Raw genomic sequence first — 17,924 nt, forward strand, 5'->3', positions numbered from 1 at the left:
CCAATCCTACGGCACCAGACCGCGGTTACCGAATCGACTCGGTCACACCCCGTCGTCGAGCCGCTGGGCGAGTTTGGCGCGTCCGGCCTGCACCTGGGCGAGCACCTTGCCGAGGTCGATCTCGAAGTCCGCCAACCGTCGATCGCAGTAGTCGTCGGCCTCGCGTCGCAGCTCCACCGCGCGCTCCTGCGCCGCGCGCACGATCTCGGCGGCCCGCTGCTCGGCCTGCTCGATCACGGCCTGCTCGCTGACCAGCTCCTCCGCACGACGACGAGCGGCGGCCTCGATCCGTTCGGCCTCCTCACGGGCAGCGGCGCGGGCAGCGTCGGCCTCGGTAAGCACCCGGGCGGCGTCGGCGATCTGGGTGGGCAGCGCATCACGAGCCTGGGCGATCAGGTCCAGCAACTCGGCCCGACTGACCAGCACCGAGGACGACATCGGCATCGGGCGGGCACCGGTCACCGCCTGCTCCAGGGCGTCGAGCACCCCATTCAGTCCGTCGGTCTGGTCACTCATCGGCTCTCTCCTGACGTCAGTGCGCTCCGGACCGCCTCGGCCACCCCGGCGGGCACCAGGTCCTCGATCCGACCGCCGTGCCGGGCCACGTCCTTGACCAGCGAGGAGGCGACATGGGCCAGCGCCGGGTCGCCGGGGACGAACACGGTCTCCACCCCGGACAGATGCCGGTTCATCAGTGCCATCGGCAGCTCCGCGTCGAAGTCCGCCCCACCGCGGATGCCCTTGACCACCAGATCGGCACCCAGCTCGCGCAGCGCGTCAGCCAGCAGCCCGGAGACGGCCTGCACCCGCACCCCGTCCAGCTCGGCGGTGGCGGAGCGGATCAGCTCGACCCGGGCCTGGACCGACAGCAAGGCCTGCTTGGCCGAGTTGTGCGCCACCAGGACGACGAGCTCGTCGGCCAGCGACCGGGCACGCCGGAACACGTCCAGGTGCCCGAGAGTGACCGGGTCGAAGGATCCGGGGCAGACGGCGATGGTCACCGGCTCAACCTACCTGGGCTCGTCCGCGGGCTCATCGGCAACTCGCTCGGCCAGGTGCACCACGGTCTCGCCGTAGGCCTTGGTCCCCAGATCGGCCAACCCCTCCGGCCAGGTCGGTGCGACCCCGCGCGAGGACCGTTCCACCACCACCACCGCCTCCGGGGCGAGCGCCGGGACCAGGTCGGTCAGTATCCGGTCGACGGTGGTCACCGAGACGTCGTAGGGCGGGTCGAGCAGTACCAGGTCCCAGGGTGCGGCCACCGGGCGGGTCACGAAGGTTTCGACCTTGTCCTTGACCACCTGTGCCCGGTCGCGCAGCCCGAGGTCGGCCACATTGCGGCGGCACACCTCGGCGGCGGTCCGACCCAGCTCCACCAGTACCACCTGCGCGGCACCACGACTGAGGGCTTCCAAGCCGAGCGCCCCGGAGCCGGCATAGCCGTCCAGCACCCGCGCGCCCTCGACCGCGTCCAGGTGCTCAAGCCGGGAGAACAGCGCCTCCCGCACCCGCTCGGATGTCGGACGGGTGCCCGCAGGTGGGACCGCCAGCACCCGGCCGCCCCACTCCCCCGCGACGATCCGGGTCACGACCGCTTCTCCAACGATTCCTGGGTATCCATCAAACGCTCCATCAGCGGCTTGGTCTGGGTACTCGCCCCCACGGTCCAGGCAATCAGGGAGAACACCAGCTGCACGGCCAGCACCGGCAGCAGCACCTTGCCCAGGGCCACGCTGATGATCACCGGGATCAGTCCGAGCACCGCGACATCCGGGCCGCGGGCCAGCACGGCCAGCACCCCACCGGGCAGCGCCCCGGCCGGGGTGGACACCAGCGGACCTTGCCAATTGGGTGCCGGGCGGAAAGCCCCGCGCAGCGCGGCACCGGCCCACACCGGCGTGGAGGCCACCCCCAGCGCGATCCAGCCGGGCAAGTCACCGTGCCACAACCCCACCGCACTGAACGCGACCAGCGACCACAGCAACATCGCCAGGGCGGGCACCAGCAGACGGGTGCGGCGGGTGGCCTGAGCGGACATCGGCAGCAACCGGTCCAGAATCGGGGCCATTTCCGCCCGCCGGGCACCCTCAGCGGTGGCCAGCATGCCGACATAGCCGCTGACCAGCACGGCCAGCCCGACCCCCAACGCCCCGGCCAACCGCGGAGTCACCACCACCAGCACCGGCACCAGCGCCGAGACCACCAGCTGCACCAGGTGTCGCGGGGAACGCAGCAACACGGTCAGATCGGCGACCACGATGGCGGATTTGGGACCCCGCACCAGCCGCATCCGTTGGGACCTGCGTCGCCGCTGCCGGGCCGAGGCCTCCGACAGCGCCTGACCCAGTTCGCGCGAATCCAGCGAGACGACCGCACCGGCAGCCTGGGAGGCCACCGATCCGCTCTCGCGCAGGTCTCGGCCACGGATCCGGCCCAGTCGCCGGTCCTGCCACCACCCCAGCGCCACCGTGGCCACCGCGAGCGCGGCCAGCGCCCACACCGGCAGATCCGGCAGCGCGGACAGCCGCCACCCGGTGAAGGCCGCGATCAGGGCCAGCACCGGGGCCGCCGCGATCACCAGATCACCGATCAACGCCACCGTCCGGCGCGGGAGTTGCACGGTCTGCGCCAGTCCGGCCAGCAACACCACCGCCGCGCACACCAGCACCGCCAGCACCCCGAGCCGCAGCACGTGGCCCAACCCGTGATCGGCGAGCAGTCCGCCGTCGAGCAAGGCCAGCAGCAGGCCACCGACCACACCGGCCAGCAGCGGGATGCGCAGCGAGGCGGGACGCAGCAGGCCACGACGGTCCACCGGCAGGTCGAGCCACCAGGCGGCCTCCGCACCCTCCGCACCGACCGGGCCGAGTCGTCCGGCCAAGGAGAGCACCGCACCGAGCAGGGCCACCGCGACCACGCCGACCACCGTGGGCAGGCTGATCCCCTCGCCGAGCGACTGATCGTCCTGCGGCGGCAACGAGGCACGCAGCTGCCCCGCGATGCCGAGGGCGACCCCCATGCCGATCGCCAGCATGATCGCCGCGTAGTAGGCGTCGTTCAGCACCGAGCCCAGGCTGGCCCCGGCCTTAGTGCGGGCGACCGCGGCGGTGAACCGGCGGATCGACCGCGGACCGGGGATCGCCCCGACACCGTCCCCGGGCCGCAGCACCGGGGCGTCGACGGTGGTCACAGCACCCCCGGGCGTAGTGCCTCGGCGGCGGCATCTGGGCTGAGCAGGCGGCACTCGTCGTCGGCGATCAGGACGGCGCGATCCGCGCAGGCGCGCAGCAGGTCAGGGTCATGGGTGGCCAGCAGCACCGCGCCCCCGGCTTGCTTCTCCGCGATCAGGCGGTCGGCCAGCCGGTCGCGCATCGCCACGTCCAGGCGCTGCTCCGGCTCATCGAGCACCAGCAGCGAACGTGGCCGCACCAGACCGGCGGCCAGCAGCAGTCGACGCCGTTGCCCGGAGGACAGCGCCACCGGCAGCGAGTCGGCGTGATCGGCCAGCCCGAACTCCGCCAACAGCTCGTGCACCACGTCATCGGCACCCGCCACCCCGTGCCCGCGGGCGGTCAGGTACAGGTGTTCGGCAACGGTGAGCGCCGGGAAGTAGGCGTCGTCGTCCAGGACGCTGGACACCCGGGTGCGGAAGCCGACCTCACGCTCATCCACATCGCGGCCCCACACCTGGAGCGTGCCCCCCGCGGGCTCCAGCAGGCCGAGGACCGCGCGCAGCACAGTGGATTTGCCCGACCCGTTGGCCCCCACCAGGGCGAGCACCCGTCCGGGCGGCAGGGCGAAGGACACGGGGGCGCACACCGGCTCCCCGCCGTACCCGACGCGCAGATCGACGGCACGGATGACAGGCGGCTTCGACACGGGGGCCAGCCTACGCACGCCGCCGGGCCGCCCCACACGCCCTACGTCCGGTCCAGGAACTCCTCGCGTTCCCCGTCCAGCAGCAGCTCGATGGCCGCCAGCAGCTGCGGGTGATCCACGAGCTCCGGGTCGTCGTGGATCACTGCCCGTGCCTCCGTGCGCGCCTCATCGATCACGTCGGCGTCCCGAGTGACCCGCAGCAGCCGCAGTGAGGTGGCCCCACCGGACTGTGCCGCGCCCAGCACATCGCCCTCGCGTCGCAGTTCCAGATCGACCGCCGCCAGCGCGAAACCGTCCCGGGTCTCGGCCAGCGACATCAACCGGGTCTCGGCCGGGCTGCCCGGGAACGCACTGGCGACCAGCAGACAGACGCCCGGTTTGCTGCCACGACCGATCCGCCCGCGGAGCTGATGCAGCTGAGACACCCCGAAGCGGTCTGCGTCCAGCACCACCATCACGGTGGCATCGGGGACATCCACCCCGACCTCGACCACGGTGGTGGACACCAGCACGGGCACGGTCCCGGCGGCGAAGTCCGCGAGCGCCCGCTCCTTCTCCTCCGGGGTCATCCGGCCGTGCAACACCCCGACCGGGACCCCGCCGAGCTCCGGGGAGGCGCTCAGCTCCTCGGCGACCTCCAGCACCGCGCGCAGTGGCCGCTTGGTCGGACCGTCGTCGGCGATCAGCTCGGCACCGTCGTCGTCCTTGGCATCGGGGTCGATCCGGGCACAGACGACATAGGCCCGTCCCCCGGCGGCGACCTCCTCACGCACCCGCTCCCAGGTGCGCTGCATCCACCGGTCGTTTCCGGCGGGCACCACATGGGTGACCACCTCGGCGCGGCCCGCGGGCATCTGGTCCAACACCGAGGTCTCCAGGTCACCGAAGACGGTCATCGCCACCGTGCGCGGGATCGGGGTGGCGGTCATCACCAGCAGGTGCGGAGTGCTGCGGGCCTTGGCGCGCAGGGTGTCACGCTGCTCGACACCGAACCGGTGCTGCTCGTCCACCACCACCAGTCCGAGGTCGGCGAACTGCACCTGCTCGGACAACAGCGCATGGGTGCCCACCACGATCCCGGCCGCACCGGAGGCAGCCTCAGCCAGCGCACGCCGCCGTGCCGCCGCCGACTGGGAACCGGTGAGCAGCACCACCCGGGTGGCGTCCTGCGCGCCGCCGAGCATCCCCGCCTCGGCCAACTCGCCGAGCAGAGCACGCAGAGTGCGCTCGTGTTGGGCGGCCAGCACCTCCGTGGGGGCGAGCAGCGCCGCCTGACCCCCGGCGTCGACGACCTGCAACATCGCCCGCAGTGCGACCACCGTCTTACCGGAGCCGACGTCCCCCTGGAGCAGCCGTTGCATCGGCCGTTCCCCCGCGATCTCGGTCGCCAACTCGGCCCCGACCCGGAGCTGGCCCTCGGTGAGGGTGAAGGGCAGCCGCGCGTCGAAGGCGTCCAGGATCCCGCCCGGACGGCGCGGACGGGCCACCGCGCCCTCCCGTGCCACCCGGGCTCGACGCCGGGCGAGCTCGGTCTGCAGGACGAAGGCTTCCTCGAATTTCAACCGGTCCTGCGCCCGGCGGATCTCCTGATCGTCCTCCGGTCGGTGCAGCTCGCGCAGTGCCCCCAACAGCTCGGGCATCCGACGACGGGTCAGGAGCTCGGTCGGCAGCGGATCGGGCACATCCGCCGGGGTGAGCACCGGGAAGAGCGCGCCGATGGCCTTCTGGATCTGCTCGGTCGGCACCGCGGCACTGGCCGGGTACAGCGGGATCGGCCGTCGCGCCTCCTCCCGCCCCTCGGCCTCATCGGCCACATCGATGCCGATCAGCCGGTAGGTGGGGTGCGCCAACTGGGGACGACCGTTCAGTTTGTCGGTGCCGACCTCCCCGGAGAACAGCCCCTCGACCCCCGGCTTCAACCGGCCCTCGTGATAGCGGAGCGCGCCCTTGTGCTTGGCGAAGAACACCAGGCCGAGCGTGCTGCGCCCGTCAGTGATCTCGACGTTCATCAGCGCACTGCCGGTGCGCGTGGTGCGGACGGTGGCCTGGGCGACCCGCGCCATCACCGTCACATGCTCCTTGGGGGTGAGCGAGGCCAGATCGGTCATCTCCCCGAGGTGCGCGTACCGGCGCGGGTAGTGCCGCAGCAGCTCACCGACCGTGTTCAGGCCGAGTTTGGCGAGTTTCTCCCCGGTGGCCTTGCCAAGCACCGCACCGATCGGTTGGTCGAGCAGCGGACCAGGACGGACCACCGCATCCTCAGGGGCCGGGCCGGAACCACCGGACTGTCCGCCCTGCGCTCGGCCGGTCATCCCTGCACCTGCCCCGTCAGCGCACGCAGGACAGCCAGCACCCGGTCGTCGTCATCGGCCTCAGCGACCAGCACTGTGTCCGGCGGCAGCACCGCAGCGCAGTCACGCGCCCAGGCTCCCGGCAGCACCGGGAGCGGGTCCCGATCGACGGTCGCCGCGGCGACGGGGGCATGCGGACCTCCACGGCGAGCGTCGTGGACCGCCCGCCCCAGCGCGTGACCCCATGCCGACGCGGAGGGATCATCCGAAACGACCACCACCACGGCTCCGGCCCGGGTCAGTTCCTGCGCCCGCTCCGGCGACCCGGTCACGGCCACCGCCGCGCACTCCGCCGCATCGAGCGCATGCACCGTCGCCGCCAGGGGCGTGCCGCCTGCCGCCGAGCGCAGCACCCGGAGGGCGGCGGCAGGGTCGGGGGTGTGCACATGGGTCTGGCGCACCCGCCCGATCCGGCTGCCGGTCTGTCCCGGGCCGGCGGGCTCAGTCACCACCGCCACCGAGTCGCCGACCGCAGCCAGCGCCGCCCGGAGCACGTCATCGTCCCCGGCGGGCAGGACGGCCATCACCTCGAATCCGGACAGCCCGGCGGCGGGCAGCGCCGTGGGGGCGGACTCGGGCAGCCACGACAGGTCGGACGGAGCGTCATCGAGGGTCCAGGCACCGAGCACCACCAGCAGGGCGCACGCCCCGGCGTCCAGCACCCGCGCGTCGCGCAGCACCGGGTGCCGGGCGCTGATCGCGTCCAGAGCGTCGCGACCGGCGGCCAGCGCGGCATCCAACGCGACACGGTCCGGGTCATCCGTCGCGGGGTCCCATGCCTGTTGGGCGGCGCGGGCGAACTCGTCGGCCAGGTCGAGCACCGTCCCGGCCTCCGGCTGCATCACCGCCGAGCGCGCCGAGGTTGCCGCACCGGTCAGCGCCGCCGCCATCCCGTGTTCGGCACCGCGGGCCAGCCCGGCCCACCAGTGGCTGAGGATCATCCCGGAGTTACCCCGGGCGGACAGCAGTGCCCCGCGGGCGGCAGCCGCGAGCACCGTCGGGCCGTCGGCCTGCGGGTCCAGCGCGCCGACCTCATCGAGCGCACCGCGCAACGTGAGCAGGCAGTTGGTCCCGGTGTCCTGATCGGCGACCGGGAAGACGTTCACCGCGTCGATCCGGGGCCCGGCATGCGCCAGACCCTCCACCGCCCGTACCAGCCACCGGCTCAGCACCGGCCCGTCCCACAGTCGCGCAGCCACGTTCCTCGACAGTTCCTCTCGCCTCACGTCCCGGGGACTACTGTGCCGTACCGGGTGGGTTTGGGTCCGAGCCGACTCGTGAGCTAATCTGTCCCGGTTGCCCGACCGCGATGTCTCGCGTTTTGGCACAGGTGGCAGCTCCGCCCCGGCCCTGAGCCAGCGGTGCGGGCCGCCCCATCCGACCAAGCATGAGTCGCCCCGCGTGGGCGGACGCATCATTCGATTCAGGAGAAGACCGTGGCTGCCAACTGCGAAGTCTGCGCCAAGGGCCCGTCCTTCGGGCACAGCATCTCGCACTCGCACGTGCGCACGAAGCGGCGCTGGAACCCGAACATCCAGCGCGTGCGCGTGGTGGTGGCGGGTACCCCCAAGCGGATGAACGTCTGCACCTCCTGCCTCAAGGCCGGCAAGGTGCAGCGCGCCATCTGACCCCAGTTCCCCGCGAAGGCCCGCCCGGATTCGTTCCGGTGCGGGCCTTCGTGCTGTCCGAGGGCTGTGGCACGCTGGTCGGTATGTCGCAGCAGCGCGCCGAACACCTGATCCGCCCCGCCGTGGTCGCGGATGCCGAGGGCATCGCCGGGGTCCACATCCGGTCCTGGCAGAGCGCGTACCGGGGCATGCTCCCCGACTCCTACCTGGACGGCCTCGACCTGGCCGAACGCGGTCGATGGTGGCGCAATCTGCTGGAACACCCCGACTGGGCCACCACCTGGGTCGCCGTGCAGGAGGACGCCATTGTCGGCTTCCTCTCGCTGGGTCCGTCCCGGGACGAGGACGCCGACACCCGCACGCTGGAGATCTACACGGTCTATCTGGAGCCGGCCCTGTTCGGCAGCGGCATCGCCCGCGACCTCATGCGGACCGCCCTGGCCGAAGTCCCGGCCCGCTCTACCGTCACCCTGTGGACCGCGGCGGAGAACGAGCGCGGCCGTCACTTCTACCGGCGGCACGGTTTCAGCCCGGACGGCACCGAGCGGATCGAGCAGATCGGCGGCACCGATCTGTCCGAGGTGCGCTACCGCCGGGGCTGAGCCGTCCGATTCCGCGCGGTGATCAGCCGCCGAAGTGATCCCAGCCCAGACCTCCGACCGCAGGCGCTCGCCCGGCCACCAGGACGGTGGGCTCCCCAGCACGCACATGCCCGATCACCCGGAATCCCGCGGGCACCTGCCCGGGGAAGGTCGCAAGCAGTCCGTGATCCTCTCCCCCGGTCAGCACCCAGGCCACCGGGTCCGCACCCACCGAGTCCGCGGCGGACCGTACCGCCTCGAGGTCCTCCGCCAGCGCCTCCTCCGGACGGTCCAGATCCAGCACCACGCCGGAGGCCCGGGCGATCCGGCCCGCGTCACGCAGCAGACCATCGGACACGTCCAACATCGCCGTCGCCCCCGCCTGCGCGGCAAGCGGCCCCGCGGCGAGCGGCGGACGCGGGGCGCGGTACCGGTCGACCAGCTCGTCGTCCTCGGCCCGGGCCTCACCCGCGGACAGCAGCGCCAGCCCCGCGGCGGAGCGTCCCACCGTCCCGGCCAACGCCACCACATCCCCCGGCTGCGCACCCGAACGGAGCACCGGCGGACGTCCGTCCAGGTCCCCGTGCACCGTGACCGCCACGACCACCGCGTCACCACCCGACAGGTCTCCGCCGACCACCCCAGCCCCGACCGGACCAGCGACCTCCGCCAGCCCCTGCGCCAGACCCTCCACCCAGGACACCGGCAACGTCCCGGGGATCACCAATGACACCACCAGCGCGGTGGGCCGGGCACCCATCGCCGCGACATCCGCCAGGTTCTGCGCCGCAGCGCGCCGTCCCACCGCACGCCCGTCCGACCAGTCCGAGCGGAAGTGCCGGCCCTCGACCAGGACATCGGTGGACACCACGAACCGTCCGTCCGGCGTCGCAACCACTGCGGCGTCGTCACCGGGCCCGATCAGGGTGTGGTCGCCGGTGGGCAGCAGCGGCAAGATCCGGGCCAGCAGGCGTTCCTCGCCGAGCTCGGCGACGGTGATCCCGGTGGGAACGGGCGCGGGTGTGGCGTCATTCACGCCGGTCACGGTAGCCGAGCGCTGCCGGTTAGCCTGGCCCGATGAGCCTGCGTCGCACCGTCGCCTTCGGGGGCGTTGTCCTGATCCTGTCCGGCTGCGCCCAGACGGTCGGGGTGCCCGCCGCCGAGTACGCGCAGGACCCGGAGTGCGCGCGGGTGATCCTGGCACTGCCCGATTCGCTCGGCGACGGACTGGACCGGCTCGACACCACGAGTCAGGCCACCGCCGCCTGGGGCACACCGGACCAGGCAGTAGTGCTGCGCTGCGGGGTCGAACCCCCCGGTCCGACCACCGAACAGTGCGTCACGATGGAGACCGCCTCCGGCGCGACCGTGGACTGGCTGGTGCGCGCGGAGTCACTGCCCGCCGACGGCACCTCGCCGAGCCCGACGGCGACACTGGACCCGGCGTCGGACCCCGGCGGGTCGGACTGGACGTTCCTGAGCTACGGGCGCGATCCGGCCATCGAGGTGCAGGTGCCGGCCGCTGTGGTCGGTGACCGGTCGACGACCTTCCTGGACGCTCTGGTTCCGGCCGTGTCCCAGGTGCCCGCGGACCGGTCCTGCGTCTGAGCCCGCCCTGCGCGTGGCCGCTGGTTCAGCGCAGCCCGGTCGGACGCTCCAACGCCAGCTGCAACAGCTCGTCGAGCAGGTCGGGGTAGCTCAGCCCGGACTCCTGCCACATCCGCGGGTACATCGAGTACGGGGTGAACCCGGGCATGGTGTTGATCTCATTGACGATGACCTCACCGTCCTCGGTGACAAAGACATCCACCCGGGCCAGGCCCTCACAGTCGATGGCCTCGAAGGTCCGCACCGCGACGTCCTGCACCCGGGCGATCACCTCCGCGGGCAGATCAGCCGGGCAGCGCAGCGACACCGCCGCCTCATCCAGGTACTTCGCCTCGAAGTCGTAGAAGGTGTGCTCGGCGTCGGTCACCACGATCTCGCCGGGCAGCGACGCGCGCCCCCGGGCGCCACCGCGACCACCCAGCACCGCGCATTCGATCTCCCGGCCGACGATCCCGGCTTCGATGACCACCTTGGGGTCGTGTCGCTGCGCCTCGGTGATGGCCGCGGGCAACTCGGTCAGGTCAGTGATCCGGGTGATCCCCAGGCTGGAACCGGCGCGGGCGGGCTTGACGAACAACGGCATACCAAGGGCCTGTACCCGGGCCCGGATGCCGCCGTGGTCGGTGTCCCAGTCGTCACCGCGCAGGGTGGCGAAGGGGCCGACCGGCAGCCCGGCAGCAGCCAGTGCCACCTTCATGAAGTGCTTGTCCATGCCCACCGCGGAGGCCAGCACACCAGCGCCGACGTAGCGCACATCGGCGAGTTCCAGCATGCCCTGCAGAGTGCCGTCCTCCCCGTAGGGGCCGTGCAGCAGCGGCAGCACCACGTCGACCGGGCCCAGGTCGGCGGCGGGCAGACCGGGCTCGATCACCCGGACCTCACGGGCCCCCGCCTCCTGGGGCAGCAGCACCCGCTCCGGCGCCTCGGCCACCTCGGGCAGGTGACCGTCGGTGATCGCCCACTGGTCGGGGTCGTCGGCCACCCGGACCCAGCGGCCCTGCGGGGTGATCCCGATCGGCAGCACGTCATAGCGCTCCCGGTCGATGGCCCGCAGGACCCCGCCCGCGGTGGCGCAGCTGATGGCGTGTTCACCGGAGCGCCCTCCGAAGAGCACGAGGACGCGGGGACGGGGTGCGGATGAAGTGGACATCGGCCCCGAGCCTACCGATCCGTGGACCGTGCTCCCCGCAGCGCGGTCGGCGGGTTTAGTGTGCGATCCGTGCCGCAGAACCATGATCTGGACCAGCTCTCCCCCGCGACGGTGGCCGTGTCCGCCGGTCGCCCGACCCGGGTGCAGGGGGCGCCGGTGAATCCGCCGGTGGTGTTCTCCTCCACCTATGTGTCCCAGGGGGTGCCCGGTGCTCCGCCAGAGCTGCTGTACGCCCGCGGCGGGACCGAGACCTGGGTGCCCTTCGAGGACACCCTGGCCCGGCTGGAGGGTGCGACACAGCCCGGACTGGTCTACGGCTCCGGGCTCGCAGCCATCGCGGCGGCGCTGTCCCTGATCCCACACGGTGGCCGGGTGGTGGTGCCCCGGCACGCGTACCAGGCGTTGCACGGGTACCTGGCCGATCTGAGCGAACGTTCTCGGGTCGAGGTGGTGATCGTCGACATCGCCGAGACCGACCAGGTGGTCGCGGCCATCACCCCGGGCACCTCGATGGTGTGGATCGAGTCGCCGACCAATCCGATGTTGGAGGTCGCTGACGTGCCCGCGTTGGTCGCCGCCGCTCGGCAGGTGGGGGCACTGACGGTGGTGGACAACACCTTCGCCACCCCGCTGGTGCAGCGCCCGCTCGCCCTGGGCGTCGACGTGGTGGTGCACTCGGTGACCAAGTACCTGGCCGGGCACTCCGACGTCGTGCTGGGTGCCGCTCTCACCGACGATGCCGAGCTCTACGACCGGCTTCTCACCTACCGCACCCTGCACGGGGCCATCGCGGGTCCGGCGGAGGTGTTCCTGGCCCTGCGCGGCGTGCGCACCCTGGCCTTGCGGATGGAACGGGCGCAGTCCAACGCACTGGAGCTGGCCCGTCGACTGTCCGCGCACCCGGAGGTGGTCGAGGTGCGTCACCCCGGGCTGCCCGACGATCCGGGGCACGCCCGGGCCACCGCCCAGATGACCGGCTACGGCGCAGTGATCGGTCTTCGCCCCACCGGCGGAGCAGACGGGGCGGATGCGGTCGTGGCGGCGCTCGGGCTGTGGGTGCCTGCCACCAGCCTGGGCGGTGTGGAGTCGACCATCGAGCGCCGTCGCCGGCTGCCGTCGGAGTCGGTGACCGTGCCGGAGGATCTGCTGCGGCTCAGTGTCGGCATCGAGGACGTCGAGGACCTCTGGCGCGACCTGGATCAGGCACTGAGCGGACGGTGACCGTCCCCGGGCTGGCGGTGACGGTCAGAGCCCTTCGGCCTTGCGCGGCCGTTCCAACAGCAGCGGTGCCAGCGCGTCCACCGGCAGCTCCTCGTCCAGCACCCGCACCACCGCCGCGGTGATCGGCATCTCCACCCCAGCGCGCTCGGCCAGATCCAGCACCGAGCGGGAGGTCTTGACGCCCTCTGCGGTGCCCCCCGTGGCCACGATGGCCTCGTCCAGGCTCAGACCCTGACCGATGTGCACGCCCAGCCGGTGGTTACGCGACTGCGGTGAGGCGCAGGTGGCCATCAGGTCGCCCATCCCCGCCAACCCGCCGAAGGTCTCCGCCCGGGCACCGAGCGCCAGTCCCAGACGGGTGATCTCGACCAGGCCGCGGGTGATCACGGTGGCCATCGTGTTGTAGCCGAAGCCCCGGCCCTGAGAAATGCCGACCGCCAGCGCAATGACGTTCTTGACCGCCCCGCACAGCTCGACACCCACCACGTCATCGTTGGTGTACGGCCGGAAGTACGGGTTGGCGCAGGCCTGGGCGACCAGCTCCGCGGTGGACGGATCGCTGGCAGCCACCACAGTGGCGGTGGGCTGCCGGACGGCGATCTCGTCGGCGAGGTTCGGGCCGGAGAGCACCGCCACCCGCCGCTCGGGCAGATCCAGCGCCTCGGCCAGCAGCTGGCTCATCCGCCGGTGGGTGGTCAGCTCGACCCCCTTCATCAGGGAGACCGCCACGGTCTGCTCCCCCAGGGTGCCGCTCAACGGGGCCAGGGCCGCACGGGCGGACTGGGCCGGAACAGCCACCGCCACCACCTGTGCGTCCTGCGCTGCGCGGAGCAGATCAGCCTCGCCGGTGACCCCTTCCGGCAGCTCGACACCGGGCAGGTAGCGCTCATTGCGCCGCTCCTGTGTGATCTGGGCGCAGACCGCGGCGTCCCGGCCCCAGACCCTGACCTCACAGCCCGCATCGGCCAGCACCGCGGCAAAGGTGGTCCCCCACGCCCCGGCGCCCAACACCGTCGCCCGGGTCATGCCTTGCTCTTCCGCATGTCGAAGGCCTCGGTCGGGGGCTCCTCACCGCGGATCTCGGCCAGCTGTGCGGTGATCGCGGCCATGATGCGGGCGGTGGCCTCCCGCAGGACTGCCGCGTCCCGGGGTCGGTCGTACAGGTCGGACAGGTCCACCGCAGGCCCGGCCACCACAGTCACCCTCTTGGGCGGGATCGGCTTGAACACCTTCCCGTAGCGCGCGAGCAGATCCTGCGCACCCCACTGGGCGATCGGCACCACCGGCACCCGGGTGTCCAATGCGAGGCGTGCGACACCGGTCTTCGCCAGCATCGGCCACAGGTCCGGATCACGGGTGAGCGTGCCCTCCGGGAAGACCGCGACACACTCCCCGTCAGCCAGCGCCACCTCGGCCGCCTCCAACGACCGTCCGGCCTCCGAGGTGCCACGGAACACCGGGATCTGCCCGGTCACCCGCAGCACCCAGCCCAGCACCGGGACGGAGAACAGCGAGGACTTGGCCATGATCTTCGGCGCGACCCCACTGTCGTACAGGTAGTGCGCGAAGGTCACCGGGTCCAGGTTGGTGATGTGGTTCCCCGCGGCGATGAATCCGCTGTCCGTCGGCAGGTGCTCCTGACCTCGCCAGTCACGACGCTGGATCGCGTAGAGCAGCGGCCGCAGCAGACGGGCGACGTTGCGATAGGCACGGTTCGATCGGGCAGGATGCACGGGAAGCGATGCTACCCGGGCGGTGTTCAGTCCCGGTCGAACTCCGCACCCAACGCGGTCAGCTTGTCCATGAACCGCTCGTAGCCCCGGTCGATCAGGCTGATCCCGCGCACCCGGGAGGTGCCCTTGGCGGTCAGGGCCGCGATCAGATGGCTGAATCCACCGCGCAGATCCGGCACCTCGATGTCGGCAGCGGACAGCGGCGTCGGGCCGGAGATCACCGCGGAGTGGTAGAAGTTCCGCTGCCCGAACCGGCAGGGACGCCCGCCCAGACACTCCTTGTAGACCTGGATGGTGGCACCCATCCCCCGCAGCGCATCGGTGAAGCCGAACCGGTTCTCGTACACGGTCTCGTGCACGATGGACAGCCCCTTGGCCTGGGTCAGCGCCACCACCAGCGGCTGCTGCCAGTCGGTCATGAACCCAGGGTGCACGTCGGTCTCCAGCACGATGGACCGCAGGTCGCCGCCGGGGTGGAAGAACCGGATGCCGTCATCGTCGATGGTGAACTCGCCGCCGACCTTGCGGAAGGTGTTGAGGAAGGTGGTCATCTCCGGCTGGGTCGCCCCGCGCACGTAGATGTCGCCGCCGGTGGCCAGCGCCGCGGACGCCCAGGAGGCCGCCTCAATCCGGTCGGCCAGGGCGGTGTGCTGGAATCCGGTCAGCCGGTCCACACCCTCGATCCGGATCACCCGGTCGGTGTCGACCGAGATGATCGCGCCCATCTTCTGCAGGACGTTGATCAGGTCCATGATCTCGGGCTCGATGGCCGCGTTGGACAGTTCGGTGATGCCCTCGGCCCGGACCGCGGTCAGCAGCAGCTGCTCGGTCGCCCCGACACTGGGGTACGGCAACGCGATCTTGGTGCCCTGGAGCCGACGCGGTGCCCGGATGTGGATGCCGCTGTCCCGCTTGTCCACCACCGCGCCGAACTGCCGCAGGATGTCCAGGTGGTAGTTGATCGGCCGGTCGCCGATCCGGCAGCCGCCCAGGTCGGGGATGAAGGCCTCACCGAGCCGGTGCAGCAGCGGGCCGCAGAACAGGATCGGGATCCGGCTGGACCCGGCATGGGCGTCGATATCCGCCACATGCGCCGACTCAACCGCCGACGGGTCGAGCTTGAGCACACCGGCCTCGGCGTCGGCCTCGACCCGGACACCGTGCAGCTCCAGCAGCCCGGTCACCACGCCGACGTCGCGGATCTGCGGCACATTGCGCAGCTCGGAGGGCGTCTCGCCCAGCAGGGCCGCCACCATCGCCTTCGAGACGAAGTTCTTCGCCCCCCGCACAGTGATCTCCCCACTCAAGGGAGTCCCACCGTTCACGTACAGCAGATCACTCATGCCGCACATCATCCCCCACCGTGCCCGCACAGCCCGCGCACCACGCTGCGACCGTCCCGCGTCGAGATGACAGAAACCGACGCCGAACAGAGCGTTCAGCGTCGGTTTCCGTAGTCTCGACGGGCCCAGAGTGAGCTCGGGAAGGGCTCAGGCAGAGCCCGGGCAGGTTCGGAGGGCTCAGGCGAGGCCGGGGTGAGTTCGGGGGCTCAGGCGGGGCGGCGGCCCAGGGTGAGCTCGATGGGACGTGCCGGGCGAACAGGGGCGGGCGGGAGGTGCTTGGCCGGGAGCGTCTTCGGTCGCCAGGCGGCACGGGTCTGCTCGAAGGCGGTGATCTCCTCCTCGTGCTGGAGGGTCAGACCGATGTCGTCCAGTCCCTCCATCAGCCGCCAGCGGGTGTAGTCGTCGACGTGGAACGGCACCACGACGTCCTCGCAGGTCGCCGTGCGGGTCGCCAGGTCCACGGTGATCTCGGCACCGGGGTGAGTCTCCAGCACCTTCCAGATCAGCTCGATGTCCTCCTGCGCGACCTGGGCGGCCAACAGACCCTGCTTGCCGGAGTTACCGCGGAAGATGTCCGCGAATCGGGCCGACAGCACGGCCTTGAAGCCGTAGTCCTTGAGCGCCCACACCGCGTGCTCCCGCGAGGACCCGGTGCCGAAGTCCGGACCGGCCACCAGCACCGACCCCGAACGGTAGGCGTCCTGGTTGAGCACGAACTCCGGGTCATTGCGCCAGGCCGAGAACAGTGCGTCCTCGAACCCGGTGCGGGTGACCCGCTTGAGGTACACCGCCGGGATGATCTGGTCGGTGTCGACATTGCTGCGCCGCAGCGGGACCCCGACGCCGGTGTGCTGAGTGAACTTCTCCATCGTCAGTTCTCGATTCGATTCGTCGGGATCAGGCGGGCTGCAGGTCGGTGAGCGGGGATCCGTCCGGCACCTCGACGCCCTCACCGAGGTCGGCGACCGACGACAGCGTGCCGCGGATGGCGGTGGCGGCGGCGACCAGCGGGGACACCAGGTGAGTCCGTCCGCCCTTGCCCTGCCGACCCTCGAAGTTGCGGTTGGAGGTGGAGGCCGAGCGCTCCCCCGGTGCCAGCTGATCCGGGTTCATGCCCAGGCACATCGAGCAACCGGCGTTGCGCCACTCGGCCCCGAAGTCCAGGAAGATCCGGTCCAGGCCCTCCTCCTCCGCCTGGAGCCGCACCCGCGCCGAGGACGGCACGACCAGGACGCGCACCGAGTCAGCCTTCTTGGCACCCCGCATCAGCTTGGCGGCGGCCCGCAGATCCTCGATCCGACCGTTGGTGCAGGACCCGATGAACACGGTGTCCACCGCGATCTCCCGCAGCGGCTGACCCGGCGTCAGTCCCATGTACTCGATGGCCCGCTCGGCGGCGACCCGCTCGTTCGCGTCGGCGATCTGCTCCGGCACCGGCACGTTGCCGGACAGCGGCAGCCCCTGGCCCGGGTTGGTGCCCCAGGTGACGAAGGGCTCCAGCTCGGCGGCCTCGATGATCACCTCGGTGTCGAAGGTGGCGTCGTCGTCGCTGCGCAGCGTCGACCAGTACTCCACCGCGGCGTCCCAGTCCGCGCCTTCCGGGGCGTGCGGGCGGCCCTTGAGGTAGTCGAAGGTGGTCTGGTCCGGCGCGATCATCCCCGCACGGGCTCCGGCCTCGATCGACATGTTGCAGATCGTCATCCGGCCCTCCATCGACAGGGAGCGGATGGCCTCGCCGCGGTACTCGAGCACGTAGCCCTGCCCGCCTCCGGTACCGATCTTGGCGATCACGGCCAGGATGATGTCCTTGGCAGTAGCACCCAGCGGCAGCTGCCCGTTGACCGTGATCGCCATGGTCTTGAACGGGGCCAGCGGCAGGGTCTGGGTGGCGAGCACGTGCTCGACCTCGCTGGTGCCGATCCCGAAGGCCAGCGCACCGAAGGCCCCGTGGGTGGAGGTGTGCGAGTCACCGCAGACCACGGTCAGCCCCGGCATGGTCAGCCCCAGCTGCGGACCGACCTGGTGCACGATCCCCTGGTCCGCATCACCCAGCGAGTGCAGCCGGATGCCGAACTCCTTCGCGTTGTTGCGCAGAGTGTCGATCTGGGTGCGACTGGTCTCGTCCGCGATGGGCAGGTCGATATCCAGCGTCGGGGTGTTGTGGTCCTCGGTGGCCAGGGTCAGATCCGGGCGGCGTACCGGACGTCCGGCTAGCCGCAGACCCTCGAATGCCTGCGGGCTGGTGACCTCATGCACCAGGTGCAGGTCGATGTAGAGCAGGTCTGGGGCGCCGTCCGTGCCTCGTCGCACGATGTGGGCGTCCCACACCTTCTCCGCCAGGGTGCCGGCCATGTCTGATCCTCTCGCGTGGGGGCTCGCTGAGATGCTGATGTCGGTATCGCACTTGCGTCTCAGCGAATGAGACGCCAA

At 71.4% G+C, this 17,924-nt stretch carries 18 protein-coding genes; 4 read left to right on the forward strand and 14 right to left on the reverse strand.

The features are described 5' to 3' along the window. Positions 1–42: 42 nt before the first annotated feature. The 7 genes from AB0N78_RS03795 to AB0N78_RS03825 are packed head-to-tail and all read right to left on the reverse strand — an operon-like array spanning position 43 to position 7,429. Entirely contained in the window at positions 43–516 is a 474-nt protein-coding gene (locus tag AB0N78_RS03795; RefSeq protein WP_363386026.1) for a hypothetical protein, read from the reverse strand. Continuing rightward, positions 513–1,001, reverse strand: coding sequence for a pantetheine-phosphate adenylyltransferase (coaD, locus tag AB0N78_RS03800; protein WP_363386028.1), 489 nt, complete (start codon positions 999–1,001; stop codon positions 513–515). The genes AB0N78_RS03795 and coaD overlap by 4 nt, the downstream gene beginning before the upstream one ends. 9 nt (positions 1,002–1,010) lie before the next feature. After that, entirely contained in the window at positions 1,011–1,589 is a 579-nt protein-coding gene (gene rsmD, locus AB0N78_RS03805) for a 16S rRNA (guanine(966)-N(2))-methyltransferase RsmD (RefSeq protein ID WP_363386030.1), read from the reverse strand. Beyond that, a complete protein-coding gene (locus tag AB0N78_RS03810; RefSeq protein WP_363386032.1) occupies positions 1,586–3,190 on the reverse strand; it encodes a DUF6297 family protein in 1,605 nt (534 codons plus the stop codon). Before AB0N78_RS03810 ends, rsmD begins: the two co-directional genes overlap by 4 nt. Further along, positions 3,187–3,879, reverse strand: a complete 693-nt coding sequence (locus tag AB0N78_RS03815; RefSeq protein ID WP_363386034.1) for an ABC transporter ATP-binding protein — start codon at positions 3,877–3,879, stop codon at positions 3,187–3,189. Before AB0N78_RS03815 ends, AB0N78_RS03810 begins: the two co-directional genes overlap by 4 nt. Positions 3,880–3,920: 41 nt before the next feature. Further along, positions 3,921–6,191, reverse strand: a complete 2,271-nt coding sequence (locus AB0N78_RS03820) for an ATP-dependent DNA helicase RecG (protein ID WP_363386036.1) — start codon at positions 6,189–6,191, stop codon at positions 3,921–3,923. Then, complete coding sequence (locus tag AB0N78_RS03825; protein ID WP_363386038.1) at positions 6,188–7,429, reverse strand: DAK2 domain-containing protein; 1,242 nt, start codon at positions 7,427–7,429, stop codon at positions 6,188–6,190. Before AB0N78_RS03825 ends, AB0N78_RS03820 begins: the two co-directional genes overlap by 4 nt. A gap of 237 nt (positions 7,430–7,666) precedes the next feature. On the opposite strand from AB0N78_RS03825, the gene rpmB reads away from it, so the two are divergent. Further along, positions 7,667–7,858 (forward strand): 50S ribosomal protein L28, encoded by a 192-nt coding sequence (gene rpmB, locus AB0N78_RS03830; RefSeq protein ID WP_363386040.1) that lies wholly within the window; start codon positions 7,667–7,669, stop codon positions 7,856–7,858. Between the two features lie 83 nt (positions 7,859–7,941). Then, positions 7,942–8,460 (forward strand): GNAT family N-acetyltransferase, encoded by a 519-nt coding sequence (locus AB0N78_RS03835; RefSeq protein WP_363386042.1) that lies wholly within the window; start codon positions 7,942–7,944, stop codon positions 8,458–8,460. 22 nt (positions 8,461–8,482) lie between these two features. Here AB0N78_RS03835 and AB0N78_RS03840 read toward each other — a convergent pair whose 3' ends face one another. Next, positions 8,483–9,475: a thiamine-phosphate kinase gene (locus AB0N78_RS03840; protein WP_363386044.1), complete on the reverse strand. Its 993-nt coding sequence runs from the start codon at positions 9,473–9,475 to the stop codon at positions 8,483–8,485. A gap of 41 nt (positions 9,476–9,516) precedes the next feature. On the opposite strand from AB0N78_RS03840, the gene AB0N78_RS03845 reads away from it, so the two are divergent. Then, a complete protein-coding gene (locus AB0N78_RS03845; protein ID WP_363386046.1) occupies positions 9,517–10,047 on the forward strand; it encodes a DUF3515 family protein in 531 nt (176 codons plus the stop codon). Between the two features lie 25 nt (positions 10,048–10,072). Here AB0N78_RS03845 and AB0N78_RS03850 read toward each other — a convergent pair whose 3' ends face one another. Further along, positions 10,073–11,197 carry a D-alanine--D-alanine ligase family protein gene (locus AB0N78_RS03850; protein WP_363386048.1) on the reverse strand — a complete coding sequence of 375 codons (1,125 nt, stop codon included), beginning with the start codon at positions 11,195–11,197 and terminating at the stop codon, positions 10,073–10,075. Between the two features lie 69 nt (positions 11,198–11,266). Here AB0N78_RS03850 and AB0N78_RS03855 point away from each other — a divergent pair, with 69 nt between their 5' ends. Further along, a complete protein-coding gene (locus AB0N78_RS03855) occupies positions 11,267–12,418 on the forward strand; it encodes an aminotransferase class V-fold PLP-dependent enzyme (RefSeq protein WP_363386050.1) in 1,152 nt (383 codons plus the stop codon). 24 nt (positions 12,419–12,442) lie between these two features. Here the strand turns inward: AB0N78_RS03855 and AB0N78_RS03860 are convergent, their stop codons facing one another. The 5 genes from AB0N78_RS03860 to leuC form a co-directional block, all read right to left on the reverse strand. Beyond that, a complete protein-coding gene (locus AB0N78_RS03860) occupies positions 12,443–13,444 on the reverse strand; it encodes an NAD(P)H-dependent glycerol-3-phosphate dehydrogenase (RefSeq protein WP_363386052.1) in 1,002 nt (333 codons plus the stop codon). Continuing rightward, positions 13,441–14,151, reverse strand: coding sequence for a lysophospholipid acyltransferase family protein (locus AB0N78_RS03865; protein ID WP_363386054.1), 711 nt, complete (start codon positions 14,149–14,151; stop codon positions 13,441–13,443). The genes AB0N78_RS03860 and AB0N78_RS03865 overlap by 4 nt, the downstream gene beginning before the upstream one ends. Positions 14,152–14,177: 26 nt before the next feature. Continuing rightward, positions 14,178–15,494, reverse strand: coding sequence for a UDP-N-acetylglucosamine 1-carboxyvinyltransferase (murA, locus tag AB0N78_RS03870; protein ID WP_363386056.1), 1,317 nt, complete (start codon positions 15,492–15,494; stop codon positions 14,178–14,180). 206 nt (positions 15,495–15,700) lie between these two features. Then, complete coding sequence (gene leuD, locus AB0N78_RS03875) at positions 15,701–16,363, reverse strand: 3-isopropylmalate dehydratase small subunit (RefSeq protein ID WP_363386058.1); 663 nt, start codon at positions 16,361–16,363, stop codon at positions 15,701–15,703. A 28-nt stretch (positions 16,364–16,391) separates the two neighbouring features. Further along, entirely contained in the window at positions 16,392–17,846 is a 1,455-nt protein-coding gene (leuC, locus tag AB0N78_RS03880; RefSeq protein WP_363386060.1) for a 3-isopropylmalate dehydratase large subunit, read from the reverse strand. Positions 17,847–17,924 lie beyond the last annotated feature (78 nt).

It is taken from the genome of Cellulomonas sp. NPDC089187 (genome assembly GCF_040685135.1).
Classification (GTDB): Bacteria; Actinomycetota; Actinomycetes; order Actinomycetales; family Cellulomonadaceae; genus Cellulomonas.